This window comes from Ruegeria sp. AG1 (assembly GCF_056541705.1).
The window spans coordinates 343,395-364,359 of record NZ_JBQFYU010000004.1; the positions used below are offsets into that span (position 1 = coordinate 343,395).

Genomic DNA, 20,965 nt, shown 5'->3' on the forward strand with positions numbered 1-20,965 from the left:
TCGTTTTGCTTCATTTTGCGCCGGAAAATAAACCCGTGCCAGCCCGGAGCGCAATATGAGCCTGACCTCGTCCCCCAACTCCCAAAAAACCAAATATGATCGCGTGATGCTGAAGATTTCCGGCGAGGCGCTGATGGGTGATCAGGGATTCGGCCTGCATCCGCCCACCGTCCAGCGCATCGCGCAGGAGGTGAAATCGGTCCACGATCTGGGCGTCGAGATTTGCATGGTGATTGGGGGCGGCAATATCTTCCGCGGCCTCAGCGGCTCGGCCCAAGGGATGGAGCGAACCACGGCGGACTATATGGGGATGCTGGCGACCGTGATGAACGCGCTGGGGATGCAGTCGGCGCTGGAAGAGATCGGGGTGTTTACCCGCGTGATCTCGGCCATCCGCATGGATGAGGTCTGCGAGCCGTATATCCGCCGCCGCGCCGTACGCCACCTTGAAAAGAAACGGGTTTGTATCTTTGCCGCTGGGACGGGCAACCCGTATTTCACCACTGATACAGCCGCCACCCTACGCGCGAATGAGATGGCCTGTCAGGCGATCTTCATGGGCAAAAACGGCGTGGACGGGGTGTATGACAAGGACCCGAAAGAACATGCCGATGCAAAGCGGTACGACACGGTGTCGTATGACGACGTACTGGCAAAACGGCTGCGGGTCATGGATGCTTCGGCCATTGCGCTGGCGCGTGACAACAACCTGCCGCTGATCGTGTTCGGTCTGGATGAACCGGGCGGTTTCCGGGGCATTCTGGCCGGTGAGGGGACCTATACCAAGGTTGAAGGCTAAGACGCGCACTCAGCTATTACCGTTCTCTTCACTCATCGAAAGGTCTGTCCATGTCAGCGTTGGATATTGATTTCGTTCGGGCTCAGTTCCCGGCCTTTGCCGAACCCAGCCTTCAGGGGCAGGCCTTTTTCGAGAACGCGGGTGGGTCGTATACTTGCCAGCCAGTGATCGACCGGCTGACGCGGTTTTACACGCAACGCAAGGTGCAGCCCTATGCACCCTACGAGGCCAGCCGTCTTGCGGGTGCCGAAATGGATGAAGCCCGCGCCCGGATGGCCGCTATTCTGGGGGTTGAAACTGACGAACTGAGTTTTGGTCCCTCAACCACTCAGAACACCTACGTTCTGGCGCAGGCCTTCCGTCAGTGGATGAACCCCGGCGAAGCAATCATCGTCACCAATCAGGATCATGAGGCCAATTCCGGCCCGTGGAGACGCCTTGTCGAGGCCGGGATCGAGGTGCGCGAGTGGAAGATCGATCCCGAAACGGGATCTCTGAACCCGCAGGATCTGGAAAACCTGCTGGATGAAAAAGTACGGTTGGTCTGCCTCCCGCATTGCTCGAACGTGGTGGGTGAGATCAACCCGGTAACCGAGATCACCGCCATTGCCCATGCTGCAGGCGCTTTCGTATGCGTCGATGGCGTGTCCTACGCGCCGCACGGGTTTCCGAATGTGGGTGATCTGGGGCCGGATATCTATCTTTTCTCGGCCTACAAAACCTACGGTCCACATCAGGGCTGCATGATCATCCGGCGTGCTCTGGGTGAGTTGCTGCCCAATCAAGCGCATTATTTCAACGGCGATACTCTGTACAAACGGTTCACCCCGGCAGGGCCGGACCATGCGCAAATAGCGGCCAGCGCGGGGATGGCGGATTACATCTCGCTGCTCAGTACTCACCATGGCGGCCCAACTGATGGTGCCGCCGCGCAAGGCGCTTTCGCCCATGACCTGATGCGCAATCACGAGGTCGCGCTGCTGCAACCGGTGCTGGATGCCGTCAAAAACCGAAACACAGTACGACTGCTCGGCCCCTCCGAGGCAACGCGGCGCGCGCCCACCGTTGCCTTGGCTTTGGGGCGACCGGCCGCTGCTGTGGCGGCTGAGCTGGCGGCGCATGGCGTGATGGCCGGCGGTGGTGACTTCTATGCTGTACGCGCCTTGCAGGCGATGGGGGTCGATCCGGATCAAGGCGTGTTGCGGGTCAGTTTCACGCACTACACGTCCCAACAGGAAATTGATCAGTTATTGAATGCACTTGACCGGGTTTTGTGATCCAGTTTTCGATATGCTCCGTAGTGGAAAGAAAACGGCGGGGCGAATATGGAAGACGGGCAACCTCCGATCATTTTGTGGTTCAGGCGCGACCTGCGGCTAGGCGATCATCCGGCGCTTGCGGCGGCGGCTGCGACCGGTCGCCCTGTGGTGCCGGTTTTTCTGTGCGATGATCTGGTGCAAACCCTTGGCGCGGCCCCGAAATGGCGGCTTGAGCTGGGGCTTGAGGTCTTTGCCCGCGCGCTAAACGACATTGGCAGCCGTCTGATCCTGCGACGGGGCGATGCGTTGGAGCAGTTGCAGCGGATGATCGCTGAAACCGGCGCGACGGACGTGTATTGGTCGCGCGCCTACGATCCCGCCTCGATTGTATGGGATACGAAGATCAAATCGGCGCTGAAAGAGCAGGGGATCGAGGCAAAGTCTTTTGCCGGACATCTTCTGTTCGAACCTTGGACGGTTGCGACCAAAGCCGGTCAGCCGTTTCGCGTCTTCACCCCAATGTGGCGCGCTGTGCAGGGGCGCGAAGTCCCTCCACCCGAGGTCGCGCCGACCAGGCTGACCGCCCCCGCGCACTGGCCTGCCTCTGACGATCTGGCGACCTGGCACCTTGGCGCGGCGATGAACCGAGGGGCTGCGGTCGTCAGACCCTATGTGCAACCGGGTGAGCAAGCGGCGCTTGATCATCTGGAGGGGTTCCTGAAACGGGTCGCGAATTATGGCGCTGACCGTGACAGGCTGGATCTGGACGGGACCTCGAACCTGTCCGAGTACCTCTCATTGGGTGAAATCGGTCCGCGTACCGCCTGGCATTGCGTGCAACGTGCGGTTTTCGAAGGGACCCAAGGCACGGGTTCATTTCTACGACAGCTTATCTGGCGCGAGTTCGCCTATCATCTGATGTACCACACGCCTCAGCTGGTGTCGGGCAACTGGAAGCCAGAATGGGACGGTTTTCCTTGGAACGAGGCGCGAGATGCGCCCGAGGTGCAAGCTTGGCTGCAGGCCAGAACCGGCATCCCGGTTGTGGATGCGGGTCTGCGGCAGATGTATGTGACCGGGCGGATGCACAACCGCGCCCGGATGATCGTGGCAAGTTACCTGACCAAGCATCTGATGACCCATTGGAAAATCGGGATGGAGTGGTTCGAGGATTGCCTGATCGACTGGGATCCGGCCTGCAATGCGATGGGCTGGCAATGGGTCGCGGGGTCCGGACCGGATGCGTCTCCGTTCTTCCGCATTTTCAATCCCGATACTCAACAGGAAAAATTCGACCCCAAGGGTGTCTACCTAAAGCAATGGATCGCCGAAGGCAGGCCAAACCCGTCTGCGACGGCCTTGTCCTACTTTGAAGCCACGCCCCGTTCCTGGGGACTGAACCCCAAGGCGGATTACCCGCCACCGGTGGTCGATCTGCCAACAGGTCGCGCCCGCGCGCTGGCCGCGTATGAACGCCGAAAAAACCAGTAAGGAACTGAAAACTTGCCACAAACACAATTGCGTCCTAGCCTGCATCAACGACCGCAGAGGGGAGAGCGGATGATCTTGACAACGACCGAAGGCCAGAAAGGTCTGCCCAGATATTTCGCGCAGGTTTTCAAGATGCTGAGCAAAATGGAAGCCGGGCGCTTGGATATTACTTTGTCCGACGGACGGACCTTCCGTGTTGAGGGCTCAAAGCCAGGACCGGTTGCCGAGGTCGAAATTCACGATCCCGACGTGTTCGCCCGCCTGATCCGGGAAGGTGAGCTTGGCTTTTCCGACGCTTATCTGGAGGGCCATTGGAGCACGCCTGATTTGCGCGCCTTTATGGATTTGGTCCATATGGGCAGTGAAACGGCCTACGATGGGTTCACTGGCAAGTTTCTCGTGCAGGCCTATGAGCGTCTGAGGTTTTGGTTGCATCGGAACAATCGCAAACAGGCCAAGAAGAATATCTCGTATCACTACGATCTGGGGAACGATTTTTATGCGCTCTGGCTTGACGATACGATGACTTATTCCAGCGCCATTTTCGAGACAGGGCAGGAGAGCCTCGAGAAGGCGCAGACCGCCAAATACGCCAGCATGGTCGATGAGATGGGCGTCAAACCAGGCGATCATGTGCTTGAGATCGGCTGTGGCTGGGGCGGCTTCGCCGAATATGCCGCGAAAGAGCGTGGCCTGCGTGTGACGGGTCTGACGATCAGTCAAGAGCAGTTGAAGTTCGCACAACAACGCATTGATAAGGCAGGTGTATCCGATCTGGTTGATCTGAAACTTCAAGACTATCGCGACGAACAAGGGCAATACGACGGCATTGCCTCGATCGAGATGTTTGAGGCCGTGGGTCAGAAATACTGGCCGGTCTATTTCGATACTGTGCGGGATCGGTTGAAGCCGGGTGCACAAGCCACCTTGCAGATCATCACCGTGGGCGATCATCGCTGGGACTACTACAAGAACGGCGTTGATTTCATTCAGAAATACATCTTTCCGGGGGGAATGCTGCCATCGCCTACGATCTTGCGACAGCAGATTGATCAGGCAGGGCTGAATGTCGTGCGCTCGAAGGAGTTCGGCAAGAGCTATGACCTGACCCTGCGTCGTTGGTTTGATACGTTCAACGACAAGTGGGACCAGATCTCGGAAATGGGATTTGATGAGCGTTTCCGCCGCATGTGGAATTATTATTTGACGGCCTGCGGCGCAGCCTTTGACACGGGCAATTGCGATGTGACACAGATCACCATAGCAAAGCCTAGTTAACGAACGGAATTCATACATGCCCACCGCCAGTCGCCTTGTCGCCGCCGCTTGTCTTGTGGTGTTGGCGTTCATCGTGTCCAGCATGGTTATCGCAAACGGAGAAGAGGGGAAGGACTACGGGTATTTTACCGTGGTCAATATCGCCTTGGGTTGGATTTGCGGTTGGAAAATCATGGGCAAGCGCGCTGGCCGGGGCTGGACGGCCGGAATCAACAACGGCCTGACCGGCATGGCCTCACTGGTGTTTTGGGGCCTTTTCGTTCAGGGCACCTATGAAATGTTCCGACTGGCCATGCGCCACCGCTATGACGGCCCTTTCGAGGCGCTGATTGCCATCTTCAAGATCGGCGTCGAATTCGGTGAACAGTTGCTCGCGCCGGAAATCCTGATCACCTTGGGTGTTGGGGCCGTTGCCACCGGCTTGCTGACTGAAATAGCAAGCCGTCGCTGGCGTTGAATGTGAACACTTAGCGAAAGTCTAGCCTCTCGTGTCCGATTTGTTCTTCTATGGAACCCTGCGGCATGTGCCGCTGTTGGAGGCGGTTCTCGGGCGCTCGTCGTCTGAGCTGTCGCTGAAACCTGCCATTCTGCCAGAACACATGGTTTCTGCGGTTCAGGGGCAGGACTTCCCAATGATTCAACCCTCAAGCGGTGAGCAGGGTGTGGGATTGTTTGTGCAAGGTCTGACGCAAGCGGATCTGGATCGACTGGCTTATTACGAGGGCGGGTTCGACTATGATCTGAGGCCTTTGACAGTGACGCTAGAGGATGGAACCTGGGCGCAGGCTCAGGTGTTTTTTCCCGAACCTACGGCCTGGGTGCCGGATGGGCCTTGGTCTCTGGACGGGTGGGTTGAACGCCTCGGTGACGTCACCGCGCTCGCCGCCGAAGAGGAGATGGGTTATTTCGGGCGGGTTGCGCCGTCGGATATGGCGCGCAGCATGCCAGCGATTCAGACGCGGGCCTGGGCAAAACTCTTCGCGCGGCAGCGGCACACGGGCGATGCGCGCGATGTGTCCAAGGACGTGATCGTGCATCGCCATCACCGCGCATATGTCAACTACTTCGCAATGGAAGAGATTGACCTGCAGCACCGGCAGCATGACGGAACCATGGGGCCGGTTTTGCGCCGGGCCAGCCTTATGCAGGGCAGCGCCGTCGCCATTCTGCCCTACGATCCCGTGCGAGACACGGTTCTGCTGGTCGAACAATTCCGCCCGCCTGTTTTTCTGCTGGAAGACCCCGAACCCTGGCTGTGGGAGGCCGTGGCCGGAATGATTGACCCCGGCGAAACCCCTGAGCAGGCAGCCCATCGCGAGGGGATGGAAGAAGCGAGGGTTACGTTCGACGCGTTGCACTATGCCGGTGGGGGGTACTCTTCCAGCGGCTCCTCAACGGGCTATCTGTATTTCTATGTGGGGCTGGCCTCACTGACCGAGACGACGATGGCCGGAGGGTTGGAGACCGAAGGCGAGGATATCCGTTCTCAGATCCTTCCGTTTGATACCTTCATAGACATGGTGGATCGCCATGTTTTCAAAGATTTGCAACTGTTGAACCTGGCCCATTGGCTGGCGCGCCATCGCGACCGTCTGCGTGGGTGACTATCGCGCTTGTGGTTGGCGCATAGCGGCTGTAAATCTGCAGTGTTACGTAATGAAATGAGGGTGCCATGCGCATTGCACGAGATCTTGCCGACGCAGTCGGAAAAACGCCGCTGATCCGGTTAAAGCGCATCAGTGAAGAAACCGGGTGCGAGATCCTCGGCAAGGCTGAATTCATGAACCCCGGTCAGTCGGTCAAGGACCGTGCTGCGCTCTACATCATCCGCGATGCAGTTGCGCGGGGTGAGTTGAAGCCCGGTGGCACCATTGTGGAAGGCACCGCAGGCAATACCGGCATCGGGCTGGCTCTGGTCGGCGCGTCGATGGGGTTCAAGACGGTGATCGTGATCCCGGAAACCCAGTCAGAAGAGAAGAAAGACATGCTGCGCCTTGCAGGCGCGCAGTTGGTTCAGGTTCCGGCGGCACCGTATCGCAACCCCAACAACTTCGTTCACTACTCCCGCCGTCTGGCCGAGGAACTGGCGCAAACTGAACCCAATGGTGCGATCTGGGCAAACCAGTTCGACAATGTTGCCAACCGTCAGGCCCATGTGGAAACTACCGGCCCCGAGATCTGGGAACAGACCGGAGGCAAGGTCGATGGTTTTGTCTGCGCGGTCGGCTCGGGCGGAACGCTTGCGGGCGTGGCCGATGCGCTGCAGCCCAAGGGTGTGAAGATTGGCTTGGTCGATCCGATGGGCGCGGGGCTGTATTCCTATTACACAACTGGCGAAATCGCGATGGAGGGCGGTTCGATCGCGGAAGGTATCGGACAGGTGCGGATCACCAAGAACCTCGAAGGGTTCAAGCCGGACTACACCTATCAGGCGACCGACAATGAGGCCTTGCCTTACATCTTTGAATTGCTGCGCGAAGAAGGTCTGGTCATGGGCGGTTCGACCGCGATCAACATGGCTGGTGCGGTGCGTTTGGCCAAGGACCTTGGGCCTGGGCATACGATTGTGACCATACTGTGTGACTATGGCACACGCTATCAGTCCAAACTGTTCAATCCCGAGTTCCTGCGCGAAAAAGAACTGCCGGTACCGGATTGGATGACAGACGCCCCGCGCAAGATACCGGGCGTGTTCGAGGACGTCTGATGCTGCGACAGGTCCGCCTGTTTCTGGCTCTCGCCGCGCTGATCTTTGTCGGATTGGCGGGGGCGGCCTCGGCCCAACTGACCGACCGGCAAAGCGAGTTCTACAAAGGCTGGCTCAGCACTGCGGACCGTGCCGAAAGCGTTGTTGAAGCCGACAGGGCGTCGGACGCGGCGATGGAGCAATTGCGAACCGAGATCGATGGCTATCGCAATACGTTCAATACGGCCCGCAATGCCAATGCCGACCGCATCCAGACACTGGAAAGCCAGGTAAATGCGCTGGGTCCTAAACCTGAAGAAGGGGTCACGGAGCCGGAGGATATCGCGCAACTTCGCGAGCATTTGGATGAACAGCTCAACGCCTTGCGGGTGCCGCGGATTATCTCCGAGGAAGCCTTTAGCCGCGCCAACGGTCTGATCAGCGAAATTGACCGTATTCTGCGAGAACGACAGAGAAAGCAGTTTCTGGAACGTGGTCCATCGCCGCTGAATCTTTCGACATGGCCCGCCGCATGGTCCGATATTCGCGAGGCTCTGTTCGGACTGTTCAACGAGACGTCGGCCAATCTGACCTCGGACGTCACTAAAGAACGTGTACAGAATCAGGCCCCTGCGATACTGGCTTTGGTCGCGCTGGCCGTCATCTTACTGGTTTATGGACGCCGTTGGTCTGAACGCGGAGGCGACTATCTGCGTCGTTTCGGTGGGCGCGGAACCGGTGCGTGGACCTTTGTGATTTCCTTGTTGCGCATCATCCTTCCCTGGATTGGCGTGGTGGCTCTGACGGCTGCGATTGACCTGACTGGTGTACTTGGGCTGCGCGGTACGCTTTTGCTGCAGCAGGTGCCTTATTGGGCGGCAATCGTGCTTGTTTTCGACTGGGTCGGACGGCAGGTCTACCTGATGGCCGCGGCACAGAATTTCCGAAGATTCTCGGTGGGGCAGATCACCGAAATACGTATCTATGTCGATATTCTGGCAGTGATGCTGATCCTGCACGACATGGTTGGCCTGTTCGAGAGGATTGAGAACATAGCGGAGTCCACCCGCGCTGTTGTGGTCTTTCCGGTCATTGTCGTCACCTCACTTCTTCTGCTGCGCATTCGTCAGATCAGACAATCAGATCCAGCGACCGAGGGCGGCGAGATCCCACGTGCCAGTGGATTTTCGCAGGTTGTCGAGGTTGTCCGGCGCATCGTGCTTTTGCTTGGTGTCAGCGCGCCTGTTCTGGCCTTGTTGGGCTATACCAACGCGGCCGAAGCGATTGTGTTTCCTGCAGTCAATACGCTGATCCTGATCGCCATTCTTGTGATCGTACAGCGCTTTATCAGCTCGCTATACGGCTGGTTTACTGGGCAGGGGGATAACGCCCGCGATTCTCTGTTCGCGGTTCTGGTGGGTTTCTTCCTGGCCTTGATTTCGATCCCTATCCTGGCCCTTTTCTGGGGCGCGCGCGAAGCGGATCTGAGCGAGATCTGGTCGCAGATCCTTCAAGGGTTCAGCTTGGGTGGGGTTACGATCTCTCCGTCCAATTTCCTGACTTTTGTTGCCGTGTTTGCCATCGGATATGGCCTGACACGACTGCTACAGGGAGGCTTGCGCAATTCGCTGCTGCCCAAGACAAGTATTGATCCAGGCGGGCAAAATGCGATCGTATCGGGCACTGGCTACGTCGGAATTTTCCTCGCTTCGCTGGTTGCAATCACGGTGGCTGGCTTTGATCTCTCATCGCTGGCGATTGTAGCCGGTGCACTGTCTGTTGGTATTGGTTTTGGTCTTCAGACCATCGTTTCGAACTTCGTTTCCGGGATCATCCTGCTGGTTGAGCGGCCGATCTCGAAAGGGGATTGGATCGATGTGAACGGGATGATGGGCTATGTCCGCGATATCTCGGTCCGGTCCACGCGGATTGAGACGTTTGACCGGACGGATGTCATTGTTCCGAACTCGGATCTGATCAGCGGCGTGGTCACCAACTATACGCGTGGCAACACGATTGGCCGGGTGATCGTGCCTGTGGGCGTGGCCTATGGGACCGACACGCGCAAGGTCGAGACCATTCTGGGCGAGATCGCGAATTCTCATCCTATGGTCTTGGCGAATCCAGCCCCCAGCGTGGTGTTTCAGGGGTTCGGCGCGGATTCGCTGGACTTTGAAATCCGCGGTATTCTGCGGGACGTGAATTGGGTTCTGTCGGTCAAATCCGACATGAACCACGAAATCAATCGCCGGTTCGTGGAAGAAGGGATCGAGATTCCATTCGCACAACGCGACGTTTGGCTTCGCAACCCCGAAGCCCTGAGCACTGAATCACAAGACCCAACCTCGCCAGCCCCGGAGCAACGAGCACCCAGCACCGAACCCGCAGCCATGACCGAGGGAGATCTGGACGGCGACGGAGGGGACGAAGTCTGACCATTGCTCGCGTTGGGAATGGTCCGCAAACTAATGTGCAAACGGGTGTGAATTCACGGAATTGGGGCCTTGCAAATCCTTTTGCATTGCGTCACATATCGCGCTCACGGAGAGGTGGCCGAGTGGTCGAAGGCGCACGCCTGGAAAGTGTGTAGGCGGGAAACCGTCTCCAGGGTTCGAATCCCTGTCTCTCCGCCACAATCCCCCTGATCAGTTTATGCCGCACCTAGATACGAGCGTTCTATGTGGCGAGATCTGGTTGCATTGTATCAGTTCCATGACAGCCATATAGTGCCGGTCGACGCGAATTTTCTGCACAGGACAGACGGACGAACATGATTGACCTGACCGGGCGGGTGCCTCTGCGTACAAGCCAGAATTATGAGATTTTCCAGCATCCCGAAATGGATGGCGCCCTGTTGAAAGTCCGCGTGGATGAGCCTAAGCGAAACCACCTCATACCGCGCTATGCGGAATGGCGTTACGGCAATTTGCGACAGTGGAACCGCGAAGCGAACGAATACCTTGCCGCACTGCACCGTGGCTGCCCCGAGATCGAGCGTCTGGCGAAGTTCATGGGTTATGCGCCAACCTCGCGGGGGCCTGCAATCGTGGTGGAAAAGATGACCGGCCCGGATGGGGCTCTCGCCCCGTCCCTGCATGCCGAGATGATGGCTGCAAATGGTGACCCGGAAGTGGCTGAGAAGCTGCGGGCCGACTTGATGGAGTTGCTAGACGATCTGGAGCGAGGACGCATCATCGTCGGTGATATGGGGATCGGAAACATTGTGCGCGCGCAGGAGCGTGGTGGCAAACTTGTCGTCATTGACGGGTTGGGCGAGAGGGTCCTGTTGCCTCTGACACTGTTCAGCGATTGGGCGTTTCGCAAATCCATGGCGCGGCGGCGTGCACGCATGGCGGGCTAGTTACGGTAGAATGGACCGATTTGAGCATTGGCCGCTGTCCTGTATTTGCTTTATGTCTGGCGATGTTAGGTGCAAGACAGCCCAAATTGGCGGAGGTGCTAAGTGAAACTCTCAACCCCAAATTTCCCGGCCCCAACTGACGCCGAGGACCGCAAGGCCATCCGCCCTGTCATCTGCTATCCGCCTGAAACTCTGCCCAGCCCTGATCTAGATGGGCTGACCCGCTTGCGGGACACATCCGAGAAAACTGCCGAGGTCACCGCCGCGCCGCGAGACGCTGCCTGTATCGACGTTCCAGCCGGTGCCTTTTTCCGCATCACATCCGTCGAAGGCGCGCAGGTCGGCGATCTGAACCTGTGGAACAAGCACGATCTGACCGAACGGTTCTACTCCGGTAAAACCCGCGCGCTGCACGGAACGCATCTTTCGACCGGAGACCGCATGTGGTCGAGTTTCCCAAATATGCGGCCCATGGCGACCATCACGGCTGATACGCTGGACTGGTACGGCTTTGACGCTTTTGGGGGCTCCGTTCATGACGTGATCGGCACCCGCTGCGACCCGTATACCGGTCGGTTGCTGTCGGGGGATGACTACCACTATTGCTGTCATTCGAACCTGACCCGGGCCTTGGCGCAGCATTGCGATCTGCCTCTGCACGAGGCGGAGACCCATGTGCATGACGTTCTGAACGTCTTCATGTGTACTGGGTTCACGCGCGATACCGGCCAGTATTTTATGAAGGCCAGCCCAGTGCGTCCGGGTGACTACCTTGAATTCCACGCCGAGATCGACCTGATCGTCGGCCTCTCAGCCTGTCCGGGTGGGGATTGTTCCTCTGAGCATTCCTCGGACACCGCTGCATGCTATCCTTTGCTGATCGAGGTCTTTGATCCGGGTGAGGCGGCGCGGCAGTCACATGTTCGGCCCAGTGTCTCGGCTTATGACCGGTCGCATGGCACATAAAAGGCAGCGAAAGGACAACGCGTGACGAAAGCGGACAAGCAGCTGGAGACAGCTGTATTCTACATAAACCTTGACCGGGTTCCCGAACGCCGCGCGTTCATGGAGGCGCAGTTCGCAAAAGCTGGCGTGACCGACCCGATCCGTTTTAGCGCAGTTGATGCACGTCAGGCGGATGCTCTGGAGGGGAATGGGTATGTGCCGGGTGTCGGCTCTCGCTGGGGTTTGAAGCAAAGCGAGATCGCCTGTTTTGAAAGCCATCGCGCCGTCTGGCAGCAAGTGGTGGATCAAGACCTGAAGGCGGCTGCGATTTTCGAGGATGATGTAGAGATGTCGTCCCGACTGGGGCAGGTGATCGACAGCCTCGTCGAGAACGCGAACAGGTTCGATTTCGCAAAGATGGACTACTCGCCGCGCAGCCTGCGCTTTGGGGCCGAGACGGAGATAGGCGGCGCCACAGTTCGTCCTCTGCTGGAAATGGCCCCAAGTGCTGCCGCCTATATCTTATCGCAGGAGGGGTGTCGCAAACTGCTCGCCTGGTCTCAGCAGTATTCCGACCATCTCGATGATTTCGTATCGATCCCCCGGCCAGACTGGCGGATGTACCAGGTTTTCCCGGCTGTGGGTGTGCAGATGATCTGGTCGAAGCAGCAGCAGGATCTTGAACAGGTCAAGACCAGTGAGCGGGAAGGGGATCAATCCACCAATACAGGCTTGGACAAAGGCCCGTTCTGGTTCCGCGCTCGGCGCGAGCTGTTGGCGGCAAAACGCAAGTTTGGCTGGCGCTTTGGAGGGCAGAAAAAACTGCTCGATCAGGGTGGGTTCGTCGGGTTCATTGCCGTTGATACAGACCTTAAGGTCTGAGGCCTGTCTCGACCTGCGCAGAGGCAAACCGACGCAGAAGACCTCACGTTTTTCAAAAGCATTAACAAAAATACCAATTTGATATAATGTTGTGGCGTTATTTCTGGTTTTTGACTGGGTGTTGGGGTGTCACAAACGCTTTACGAGAAATACGGCGGCTTCAAAACCATCAGCCGTGTGGTGATGAGTTTCTACGAAATAGCGCTGGAATCCGACGACATCGGGCATTTCTTCGAAGATATCGACATGCCGCGCTTGATTGACCATCAGACCAAGTTCGTCTCGTCCTTGGTGGGTGGTCCTGCATCGTTTAGCGACGACAGGATCGAGGCCGTGCATCGGCACCTTGGCATTTCACATGACCACTTCGATGTTATGGCAGAGCTTTTCGGCGAGGCGCTCGAGATGCATGGTATGTCCGAGCGCGATATCAAAACGGCCCTTGGCGCGATTGAAGGCAAACGCTCGATCATCGTCAGCCGCGACGCGGCATGAGCATCCTTGCCATCAATGAACAGCTGCTGCGTGCCATCGGCGTTGGTGTTGCCGTTGTGCGGGCTTCGGATCTGAAATTCGTCTTTCATAACAGCCCTTTCGCCGAATGGTTTGGCAAGCCCGAGAAAAAGCAATCTCTTTTGGATATCCTGCCCGACCTCGACGTGAGAGAGCTGGAGGACGTCAAGCAATCCGGCCTCCGGTATTCGGTCGAACTTCAGATCAAACCGAAACGCCGGACGCTGATCTTCGCGGTCACTGTCTCACTGGCCAGTGGGTTATCGGAACAGGTGCTGATCGTGGAATGCCAGAACATCACGCGCATTCGCGAGCTTGAGAGCATGATCGACAGTTACTCGACCATGGTCGAGCGCAACACGCGTGAATTGGAGCGCGAGAAGGAGAGGGTTGAACGCCTCTTGCTGAACGTGATGCCCCGCGCTGTCTATGAAGAGTTCAAGACGTTTGGCGTTGTGACCCCTCAGTTGTTCGATCAAGTCTCGGTGGTGATGTTGGATTTCGTCGGGTTCACGGATTTTGCTGCCAAAACCGACCCGACGGTCACGTTGAGCGAGTTGAACGACATATTCACGGCCTTCGACCGGATTGTCGAGCAATACGGTTGCGAGCGGATCAAAACGATTGGGGACGCCTATCTGGCCGTCTCTGGCATGCCGGATGCGACGCCCGACCATGCCACGGCTGTCGCCCATTGCGCGGTGCGCTTCTTGCGGTATTTGGAACGTCGAAACGAAAGCCATCCGCATAAATGGCAGGCCCGGATCGGTCTGGGTATGGGGCCTGCTGTCGGGTCGGTCGTGGGCATTCAGAAATATGTCTATGACGTGTTTGGCCCAGCCGTGAACATCGCCGCGCGCCTGCAGGTCTTTGCAAACCCGATGAATATCGTCGCGCCAGAGGAGATGAAATACGCGTTGATCGACGAGTTTCAGGTCTCAGATCTGGGGCGGGTCGAGATCAAGGGGATGGGAGAGATGGACCTGATCAACGTCTCATCGGGCCTCAGTGCCAATCAAGGAAGCCGATTGTTCTGAGGGTCAGTCGTCCTGCGGCACCAGACCCAGCCCGCGCAGGTAAATCCCAATCCCGCTTTCCAGAAGGTCCTCGGGCGAAAAGGGGGAGGTCGCACCTGTCGCGTTGCGCGCATAGAGTTCGACCACACCGTGACTCATCGCCCAGATATGGGCCGAGAACATGGACGCGGGAGGCCGCTTTTCAGGTGGGATATGTTGCGACAGGTCCGCAGCGGCCTTCTCCAGAACCGTTTTGGCCCGGTTTGACGCTAACGACAGCTCGGGCGTGCGGTTCGGGGAAATCCCACTTTCGAACATGGCGATGTAGTGGCCGGGATGTTTGCGGGCAAAGGCCAGATAGGCGCGCCCGGTGGCCTCAAACGCGGCCAGAGCGGATGGCTGGCCCTCGTCATAGGCATATTGCATCAGGTCGGCGAACATCTCGAACCCTTGCCGGGCGGCTTCGGCAATCAGGTCCTCACGCCCGTGATAGTGCCGGTAGACGGCAGCAGGAGTGACCCCGGCGGTCTTGGCGGCCTCGGACAGGGTGAAACCAGTGGGGCCTTTCTCTTCAATCAACGACAGCGCGGCCTCAATCAGGGCCTGCTTCAGGTTTCCGTGGTGATACCCGCGCTTCGTCATTCCGGCCTCAGGTTATTGGTTTTTCACGTGTTCGGGTGCCAAGAGATAGTCCAATTTCAGCCAATGGTCCAACGCCCAAGCGATCAATTCTTGCCCAGCCCTTTATTAACGTCAGGACTCCCAGACATCCGGCCCGCCGCAGATATTCGGATCATTCTCGCCGATGGCTTTTTCGTCTTTTTCATCGTAGTCCAAAGCCAGCAGCACCGTCCGGATGGCAGCAAGGCGCGCACGTTTTTTGTCGTCTGATCGCACGATCGTCCATGGGCAGTTTTCCGAATGTGATCGGGTCAGAGTTTCAGAGATCGACTGAGTATATTCATCCCATTTTTCCAAACCGGCGATATCAATCGGGCTGAGTTTCCACTGTTTCAGCGGATCCGTTTCACGCGCCAAGAAGCGGTTCAGCTGTTCAGCACGGCCGACGTTCAGCCAGAACTTGAACAGGCTTATCCCGTCGTTCACGAACCCGGTTTCCAGCGGTAACACCTGACGGAAGAACCGTTCGCGCTCCTCCTGATTGCAGAACCCAAAGACGTTTTCCACGACACCTCGGTTGTACCAGCTGCGGTCGAAAAATACGATCTCACCGGCCGAGGGCAGGTGCTGGATATAGCGTTGGAAATACCATTGGCTGCGCTCGGAATCCGAGGGCTTGCTGAGCGCAACATTCCGAGCCCCGCGTGGGTTCAAATTCTCACGGAACCGCTTGATGGTGCCACCTTTTCCCGCCGCATCTCTGCCTTCAAAGATAATCGCGACGCGTTGGCCGGTTTCTTTGACCCAGGATTGCATTTTGACCAGTTCGATTTGCAGCGCCTCGATCTGCTGCTCGTAGTCCTTGGTCTTCATTTTTTCGGCGTAAGGATAGCTCGGATTCAGGATGTCGCCCTTGTTAGCCTTTTCGATCATTTTGCGCACGTCGCCGGGCGCTTTCTTGCGGTAATACTTCTCGATTGCACCTTTTTCTGACCGGGCCATGAGCTACCTCGCGATAAAATCCATATCTTACTATGGATTAGGTGCTGGCCTAACGCAAACCCGCCCGTTGTGCGGCGCGGTCTATGGCGGCGGCGACCTCTTCGGCTGCGACGACCTGGGGCATATGGCCGATGCCCGGCAGCTCGATCAGCTCGGCACCGGGGATTTGTTCGATCAAGCGGGTTGAGTGCCAATCCAGCTTGACGGTCGTGTCTGCCGTGCCGTGAATGATTTCGGTAGGCACAGAGATTTCACCGTATCGGGGCTGCAGACGCTCAACCTCTTCCAGCAGCCGGACCCGTTGTTTTGCGTTGGCGTGCATCGAGGCGCGGCGCATTGTCAGGGCGGGGCCGAAATGCTCGGCATAGCCTTCGGGCGCAGTTTGGGGGGCAAACACTTTGTCGAGGGCCGTTTCGACATAAGATTCCGGCACGTAGGAGGTGATCAGGGGTAGGGCGAGCGCGCTTCCTAGGTTGGTCGCCGCCAATCGGTTGAAATTGTCCAGCGGCGTCTCCCACGGGATGGCGGCCGGGGCGATCAGCACAAGGCCCGAGAGATTGTTGGGACGGGTCACCGCCCACGCCAACGCCACCGACCCTCCAAGGCTTTGCCCGGCGACAATGGGTTTCTCTGCGCCAAGTTGGGCAGCGGCGCGTTGCAGGATATCCGCCTGTTCCTGAATGGTTTCACCTTCGGGATTGAAACTGTCCGAATAGCCAAGGCCGGGACGGTCAAACACGATCACGCGGTAGTTTTCGGCCAGAATAGGGGCCAAGGCGAAGGTCATGTCGCGGGTATTGCCGCTGGAGCCATGGATCAAGACGACATCAGGTCCATCCCCCATGACAACCGCGTGCACGGCAATCCCATCCACGTCCAGTATCTGGCCCTCGGGCGGAAACGCCTGCGCGGCGCGTGCCTCGCTCTGGGCGGCGCGCCACAGGGTAAACGCTGCGAAGCCGATCAGGCCCAGCGTCAGGAGTATCCAGATCTTAGCGGCCAATTTCACTCATATCGAATGGTGTGGACTGATATATTTCATTGATCCAGTTACCATAGAGCAGATGCGCATGGCTGCGCCACCGGTTCTGCGGCGCCTGCGTCGGATCATCATCCGGATAGTAGTTCATCGGCACGTTGATCGGTGTGCCATTGGCGATGTCCCGATCATATTCCTGCTTCAACGTATCGCTGTCATATTCGAAATGGTTGAAGATATAGAGCGCACGATGCGCCGGGTCCTCGACAAGGCAAGGACCTGCTTCATCGCTGCCAAGCAACGTGACGAGACCGTCCGCGGTGTCGATCTCGGCCTGTTTCATCTCGGTCCAGCGGCTGACAGGAATAACGCAATCATCCGAGAATCCCCGCAAAAACGGAGAGGACGGGAGGAGGTTCCGATGCCGGAAACAGCCAAAGGCCTTGGCGTCCAGCATGTGTTTTTTCACGCCGTGGAAATGGTTGATCATCGCCATACCGCCCCAGCAGACCCCGAATGTGGAATGGACGTTGGTCTGGGTCCACTCAAATACCTCGCGGAGTTCTTCCCAATAGGTGACGTCGTCGAATTCCAGATGCTCGATCGGCGCACCGGTGATGATCAGGCCATCAAACTTCTGGTCCTTCACATCCTTGAACGGCTGATAGAACTCGGCCATATGCGCGGCGGCGGTGTTCTTGGTCCGATGCTCGGTCATGCGGATCAGTGACAGGTCAATCTGCAGTGGAGTGGCCCCGATCAAACGCGCGAACTGGTTCTCGGTCTGGATCTTTTTGGGCATCAGATTCAGCAGTCCGATCCGCAGGGGGCGAATGTCTTGCCGCATTGCCTGATCCGCAGCCATGACCATGACGCCTTCCTGGGTCAGGACGTCAAAGGCGGGCAGTTCGGATGGGATTTTGATCGGCATCGGGTCAGACTTTTGAGTAGGTTAGGAGGAGGTAGTTAGGCGCGATCGCGCCCGGTCTCAAGGGTGCGTTCGATCAACTCATCGAAATCAGCCGCATCGCGCACTTTTCCGATGTCTTTGGCCGTTATCGTAACGCCCCAGTTCTTCGCCATCGCCTCGTACCGGGGCTGACGATGGGCAAGCGCCTGAGCGTAGGTCCACCGGATGAACGCGTCCGGGTCCACGTCAGACTCGGAGCAGCCGTGTTGATCTAGATATTCGGTCCAGACGCGGGTCAGGAATTCAGCCTGATAGGACATCGGCTTGGGGGCCTTGTCAAAGCGTCGGACCAGTTCGGCCGTGTGGTCGTCGTCACCCTTCAGCCAGATCATCAGCGCCTGTTTTGACAACTCGGACATCAGTTGATCTGTTGGGTCGTTCGGGTCGACCCACTCGCAAATCGACCCGCCTGTGTCGCAGATGAAATGCGGATAGCCATAGAGACGCTCTGCCCGATCCACGAAGTATTCGGTGTCGAGAAGGGCGTGAATTTCGGCCAGTCGGAATTGCTCCTGTCGGCGGCGGTACTCGGACATCTCCAATCCGCCAAGCGCCGGATTACCGGGTTTGCCAAGATAGGATGCGACAGGGGTCAGGTTCTCGAACGAGATGTTCGAGCCGATATATATCGAATCCGACAGCAGAAGGTCCCTCAGGAATGGGACTTTCATCGCCTCAGCCTTGGCGTTATCGGCGATGTATTCGCCCATGTAGCGGGTGCCGATCCGGTAGTCGACCGAGTAGTGAAACCAGCCACCGCTGTCTCGCAGGATGTTGGATACATAGGTCTTGCCCAGCCCCGACATGCCGAAAAACAGCACCTTCTTGCGTGCAGCCACACGCCAATCTCTTGCCGAGCTGTAGATCATCTTGTGCTGTCCCTTGTTTTTGCCTTTGCTAATTCGGGCAGGCGGCGGCGTCAATCGCGTGGGACGGCTCGGTTGAGGATCAATAGTCCCGCGGCCAGCACGGCAAAGCCGACATAGGCGCGTGGATCCAGTGCCTCGTCGCGCAGCAAGGCGCCCAAAACGATCGCGACAGGGGGGATGATGAGGGTCACGAGTAACAAATTGCCACTGCCAGCCATTGCAAGGACCCGGTAGTAGAGAAGATAGGCACCCGCCGTCGCGATCAGGGAATAATAAGCGATTGCCGCCCATGTGACCGCAGGTAGGCTGAGACTTGGGATGCCGTCATTCATAAGGGCAATCGGGATCATGAAGAGGGTCGAGCCGGTCAGCATCCCGGCGGCGGCGACGATTGGGGGCAGAGAGCTTAGGTGTTTGCGCGCCCAAACGCCGGCAAAAGCGTAGGAGATAGTGCCCGCGAGGATGGCAAGTTGAGCTGTGTTTTGCAGGCTGAAGCTGGTGAGGTTACCGATACCGATCGCGATTGAGACGCCAAAAAAGCCCAGCCCTGCGCCGAGTAGGCGCGGTGGTGTCAACCTCTCGTCGGAAAAGAAGAGGGCAGCAATGAGAACGCCAAAGATAGCCGTCGCCGCGTTCAAAATCGCCGTGAGGCCGGTGTCAATGTACAACTGCCCCCACGCCATCAGCGAGAACGGAATCACGTTGTTGAGCAGTCCCATGACCAGAAAACCCAACCAGAGGCGCGGTGAGGTCGGGACGCTTAGACCCCTAAGCCAAACCACCAACCACAGGGCAAGCATTGCCCAGAATGTTCGATGCAGCACCGAGGTCATCACTGGTATCGTGTCCAGCGCAATCCGAATTGAAACGAATGAAGCGCCCCAGATGATACCCAGCAGCGAAAGCTCAGCCCATGCGCGGGGGGATAGGTGTTTTTGCTGTTCCATGAACAGGTTGTGGCAGCTTTGAGTTCATGCGGCGACCCGAAAGATGCGGAAACAAAAAAGCCTGCTGAAAAGTCAGCAGGCTGATAGTGCTATTGGATGTGAAATCCGCTGCGTTTCAGAATCGATATCCGACCCGAAGACCGAAGCTTACCGCATCGTTGTCGTTGAACTCAGCCCGAGCGACATCCGGCGTCCCAGTCTCCGCAAAAGCATCCCCGAGATCAGTATATCTGATACCGCCGCTGATTATCATGTTTTCGTAGGTATATTGAACGCCAACGCCGATGCTCGTGAAGCCATTGGTGGGTGCAAGAGGTGATACCAGATCGTCGCTGTCTGCTTCCTCATATCCGAGATTTACAGAAGCAGCCCAGTTTTCATTGAACCGATGCGCCAAACCAAGATTGAACGTGAAGGAATTGGTCAACTCAATCAGTTCTACACTGGGAAGAGCTCCAACGGCTGTGGTGCTCAACTGAGTTACATTGTGATCTGCCCAGCGAACACTACCGAAAAGCAAAGTGTCTTTGGCAACGCCGGTTTGGAAATCCAAGTTGACCGATTGAGGAGTCTTCACTCGCTGAGAGCTCGTAATGGTCGTAGGGAACACAGGCGAAGTTTCGGTGGTAGAGAAGTTGTGCTCGATTTCCGATTGGTAGGTAAGTGCTACGCGAAGAGCAATATCAGGGATTTCATAAGCAGCGCCCGCAACCCAACCAAACGATCCATCGCGACCGACATCGATCTGGTAGTTGTTAAAGGGGCCGTATGCCGCGCCTGACAAACGAATTCTACCATCGAGCTCCTGGTAGCGGATGCCGCCGTGAACGCTCCAGTTGTCATTGAACTTGTAGCGCAACATTGCCGTGTAGCTATCCGAGTCTGCGAATGCTTCAGTCCCGCCCAAAAGAATGGAACCTGGTTGCGTCGGATCGCCCGATGCCGCCGGGTAGCTGACGTCAGACCCAAACGGCTGATCGTAGATAAAAGAGGCCGAGAGCTGGTCAGTGAAGTCGTACTTTATTCCAGCTCCGACTTGATTGAAGTCTTGGGCGATGTTCCCTGAGGGTGTTCCTGCCGGGTTCTGGTTCGTCAGGTCGTTGCCTGTAACGTCGGGATTGGTGCGCGATACCGAAAATTCGGCGTAGTTTCCTTCTTGGAAAATTATTGTAATCGGTTGACCGCTGCGGTCCAAGCCACCTGCGTGGCCAGCTGTTGCCCCTACGCAAAGCGCGCACGCTGATAGTAGCGCCTTTCTCATGTATTCCTCCCTTACTGTCCCTTGAAGGCCTGCATGGCATCTTGTGAGTGTACGGATGCCGACCTGCTCGATTTGAATGCCCGATA

At 57.5% G+C, this 20,965-nt stretch carries 20 protein-coding genes and 1 tRNA gene; 14 read left to right on the plus strand and 7 right to left on the minus strand.

The annotated features are described in order from the left end of the window. The first annotated feature begins 55 nt into the window (after positions 1-55). From pyrH to ACR0B5_RS08185, 14 genes are all read left to right on the plus strand, one after another. Positions 56-799: a UMP kinase gene (pyrH, locus tag ACR0B5_RS08120; protein WP_480539779.1), complete on the plus strand. Its 744-nt coding sequence runs from the start codon at positions 56-58 to the stop codon at positions 797-799. Between the two features lie 50 nt (positions 800-849). Continuing rightward, positions 850-2,076 (plus strand): aminotransferase class V-fold PLP-dependent enzyme, encoded by a 1,227-nt coding sequence (locus tag ACR0B5_RS08125; RefSeq protein ID WP_480539781.1) that lies wholly within the window; start codon positions 850-852, stop codon positions 2,074-2,076. Between the two features lie 48 nt (positions 2,077-2,124). Further along, positions 2,125-3,549: a cryptochrome/photolyase family protein gene (locus ACR0B5_RS08130; RefSeq protein ID WP_480539783.1), complete on the plus strand. Its 1,425-nt coding sequence runs from the start codon at positions 2,125-2,127 to the stop codon at positions 3,547-3,549. A 69-nt stretch (positions 3,550-3,618) separates the two neighbouring features. Then, positions 3,619-4,827, plus strand: coding sequence for a class I SAM-dependent methyltransferase (locus ACR0B5_RS08135; RefSeq protein WP_480539785.1), 1,209 nt, complete (start codon positions 3,619-3,621; stop codon positions 4,825-4,827). Positions 4,828-4,843: 16 nt separating this feature from the next. Next, a complete protein-coding gene (locus ACR0B5_RS08140; protein WP_170718109.1) occupies positions 4,844-5,284 on the plus strand; it encodes a TrgA family protein in 441 nt (146 codons plus the stop codon). 31 nt (positions 5,285-5,315) lie between these two features. Then, positions 5,316-6,431: an NUDIX domain-containing protein gene (locus ACR0B5_RS08145; protein WP_480539787.1), complete on the plus strand. Its 1,116-nt coding sequence runs from the start codon at positions 5,316-5,318 to the stop codon at positions 6,429-6,431. Between the two features lie 68 nt (positions 6,432-6,499). Continuing rightward, positions 6,500-7,534, plus strand: a complete 1,035-nt coding sequence (locus ACR0B5_RS08150) for a cysteine synthase A (RefSeq protein WP_480539789.1) — start codon at positions 6,500-6,502, stop codon at positions 7,532-7,534. Then, the gene (locus ACR0B5_RS08155; protein WP_480539791.1) at positions 7,534-9,948 is read left to right on the plus strand and encodes a DUF3772 domain-containing protein; all 2,415 of its coding nucleotides are present in this window, start codon (positions 7,534-7,536) and stop codon (positions 9,946-9,948) included. The genes ACR0B5_RS08150 and ACR0B5_RS08155 overlap by 1 nt, the downstream gene beginning before the upstream one ends. A 108-nt stretch (positions 9,949-10,056) precedes the next feature. After that, positions 10,057-10,146, plus strand: a tRNA-Ser gene (locus ACR0B5_RS08160). A 137-nt stretch (positions 10,147-10,283) separates the two neighbouring features. Then, entirely contained in the window at positions 10,284-10,874 is a 591-nt protein-coding gene (locus ACR0B5_RS08165) for a YrbL family protein (RefSeq protein WP_480539793.1), read from the plus strand. 102 nt (positions 10,875-10,976) lie between these two features. Beyond that, positions 10,977-11,840 carry an urea carboxylase-associated family protein gene (locus ACR0B5_RS08170; protein ID WP_480539795.1) on the plus strand — a complete coding sequence of 288 codons (864 nt, stop codon included), beginning with the start codon at positions 10,977-10,979 and terminating at the stop codon, positions 11,838-11,840. A gap of 21 nt (positions 11,841-11,861) precedes the next feature. Next, positions 11,862-12,701 (plus strand): glycosyltransferase family 25 protein, encoded by an 840-nt coding sequence (locus ACR0B5_RS08175; protein ID WP_480539797.1) that lies wholly within the window; start codon positions 11,862-11,864, stop codon positions 12,699-12,701. Between the two features lie 126 nt (positions 12,702-12,827). Beyond that, positions 12,828-13,196: a group I truncated hemoglobin gene (locus ACR0B5_RS08180; protein ID WP_480539799.1), complete on the plus strand. Its 369-nt coding sequence runs from the start codon at positions 12,828-12,830 to the stop codon at positions 13,194-13,196. Next, positions 13,193-14,251 carry an adenylate/guanylate cyclase domain-containing protein gene (locus tag ACR0B5_RS08185; protein ID WP_475217627.1) on the plus strand — a complete coding sequence of 353 codons (1,059 nt, stop codon included), beginning with the start codon at positions 13,193-13,195 and terminating at the stop codon, positions 14,249-14,251. Before ACR0B5_RS08180 ends, ACR0B5_RS08185 begins: the two co-directional genes overlap by 4 nt. Before the next feature lie 3 nt (positions 14,252-14,254). On the opposite strand, the gene ACR0B5_RS08190 is transcribed toward ACR0B5_RS08185, so the two are convergent. The 7 genes from ACR0B5_RS08190 to ACR0B5_RS08220 all read right to left on the minus strand — a co-directional run bounded on the left by ACR0B5_RS08190 (position 14,255) and on the right by ACR0B5_RS08220 (position 20,813). Next, on the minus strand, positions 14,255-14,872 hold the full coding sequence (locus ACR0B5_RS08190) for a TetR/AcrR family transcriptional regulator (protein WP_170487400.1): 618 nt from the start codon (positions 14,870-14,872) through the stop codon (positions 14,255-14,257). A gap of 111 nt (positions 14,873-14,983) precedes the next feature. Further along, positions 14,984-15,853: a polyphosphate kinase 2 gene (gene ppk2, locus ACR0B5_RS08195; RefSeq protein WP_170638853.1), complete on the minus strand. Its 870-nt coding sequence runs from the start codon at positions 15,851-15,853 to the stop codon at positions 14,984-14,986. Positions 15,854-15,902: 49 nt separating this feature from the next. After that, positions 15,903-16,856, minus strand: coding sequence for an alpha/beta fold hydrolase (locus ACR0B5_RS08200; RefSeq protein WP_170665254.1), 954 nt, complete (start codon positions 16,854-16,856; stop codon positions 15,903-15,905). Further along, on the minus strand, positions 16,846-17,763 hold the full coding sequence (gene metA / locus ACR0B5_RS08205) for a homoserine O-acetyltransferase MetA (RefSeq protein WP_170551160.1): 918 nt from the start codon (positions 17,761-17,763) through the stop codon (positions 16,846-16,848). Before metA ends, ACR0B5_RS08200 begins: the two co-directional genes overlap by 11 nt. Positions 17,764-17,798: 35 nt before the next feature. Continuing rightward, positions 17,799-18,671 (minus strand): ATPase, encoded by an 873-nt coding sequence (locus ACR0B5_RS08210; RefSeq protein WP_170376788.1) that lies wholly within the window; start codon positions 18,669-18,671, stop codon positions 17,799-17,801. 50 nt (positions 18,672-18,721) lie between these two features. Next, positions 18,722-19,618, minus strand: coding sequence for a DMT family transporter (locus ACR0B5_RS08215; protein ID WP_480539803.1), 897 nt, complete (start codon positions 19,616-19,618; stop codon positions 18,722-18,724). 115 nt (positions 19,619-19,733) lie between these two features. Further along, positions 19,734-20,813: an OmpP1/FadL family transporter gene (locus ACR0B5_RS08220; protein WP_480539805.1), complete on the minus strand. Its 1,080-nt coding sequence runs from the start codon at positions 20,811-20,813 to the stop codon at positions 19,734-19,736. Positions 20,814-20,965 lie beyond the last annotated feature (152 nt).

What these genes read in the sequence shown, in the direction of transcription:
- ACR0B5_RS08210 (WP_170376788.1), bottom strand. Translation starts at nt 18,671, where the DNA reads ATGATCTACAGCTCGGCAAGAGATTGGCGTGTGGCTGCACGCAAGAAG.
- pyrH (WP_480539779.1), top strand. Translation starts at nt 56, where the DNA reads ATGAGCCTGACCTCGTCCCCCAACTCCCAAAAAACCAAATATGATCGC.
- ppk2 (WP_170638853.1), bottom strand. Translation starts at nt 15,853, where the DNA reads ATGGCCCGGTCAGAAAAAGGTGCAATCGAGAAGTATTACCGCAAGAAA.
- ACR0B5_RS08165 (WP_480539793.1), top strand. Translation starts at nt 10,284, where the DNA reads ATGATTGACCTGACCGGGCGGGTGCCTCTGCGTACAAGCCAGAATTAT.
- ACR0B5_RS08135 (WP_480539785.1), top strand. Translation starts at nt 3,619, where the DNA reads ATGATCTTGACAACGACCGAAGGCCAGAAAGGTCTGCCCAGATATTTC.
- ACR0B5_RS08190 (WP_170487400.1), bottom strand. Translation starts at nt 14,872, where the DNA reads ATGACGAAGCGCGGGTATCACCACGGAAACCTGAAGCAGGCCCTGATT.
- ACR0B5_RS08185 (WP_475217627.1), top strand. Translation starts at nt 13,193, where the DNA reads ATGAGCATCCTTGCCATCAATGAACAGCTGCTGCGTGCCATCGGCGTT.
- ACR0B5_RS08140 (WP_170718109.1), top strand. Translation starts at nt 4,844, where the DNA reads ATGCCCACCGCCAGTCGCCTTGTCGCCGCCGCTTGTCTTGTGGTGTTG.
- ACR0B5_RS08150 (WP_480539789.1), top strand. Translation starts at nt 6,500, where the DNA reads ATGCGCATTGCACGAGATCTTGCCGACGCAGTCGGAAAAACGCCGCTG.
- ACR0B5_RS08130 (WP_480539783.1), top strand. Translation starts at nt 2,125, where the DNA reads ATGGAAGACGGGCAACCTCCGATCATTTTGTGGTTCAGGCGCGACCTG.
- ACR0B5_RS08155 (WP_480539791.1), top strand. Translation starts at nt 7,534, where the DNA reads ATGCTGCGACAGGTCCGCCTGTTTCTGGCTCTCGCCGCGCTGATCTTT.
- ACR0B5_RS08215 (WP_480539803.1), bottom strand. Translation starts at nt 19,618, where the DNA reads ATGGAACAGCAAAAACACCTATCCCCCCGCGCATGGGCTGAGCTTTCG.
- ACR0B5_RS08125 (WP_480539781.1), top strand. Translation starts at nt 850, where the DNA reads ATGTCAGCGTTGGATATTGATTTCGTTCGGGCTCAGTTCCCGGCCTTT.
- metA (WP_170551160.1), bottom strand. Translation starts at nt 17,763, where the DNA reads ATGCCGATCAAAATCCCATCCGAACTGCCCGCCTTTGACGTCCTGACC.